1 pseudogene is annotated in these 301 nt (G+C 52.2%); it reads left to right on the top strand.

The annotated features are described in order from the left end of the window. A pseudogene (locus tag V5P19_RS23265) lies at positions 1-301 on the top strand (conjugal transfer protein); the annotation flags it as partial.

Below are 301 nucleotides of genomic sequence, written 5' to 3'. Positions count from 1 at the left end.
GGAAGATACTGAACGTAGCCGCGCGGAGCAGCTCAGGAAAAATGACAATGCCGTTATGGATTCAGGGGTGCTGAGAGCAGTCGTTACGGGGTATGGCGAGGCTCCCATGCCTGGTAACGGGGAAATGACCTGTTACCTTCTGCTTCACAACCGGAACGGAGAATATACGCTCTGGGGGAACGAGCTGGAGAAATACCGCACCAGAATCTTTGAGAGTGTTGATTTAATGCGTGACAGGAGTGGTTATATCTGTGACCGAAGCGAAATCGGCCAACGTCCGCCACTGCAACGTGTTTATTCC

Source organism: Enterobacter sp. UNJFSC 003 (assembly GCF_036903355.1).
In the GTDB taxonomy this organism is placed as follows: Bacteria; Pseudomonadota; Gammaproteobacteria; order Enterobacterales; family Enterobacteriaceae; genus Enterobacter.
This window is presented reverse-complemented; position numbering and strand designations above follow the sequence as displayed.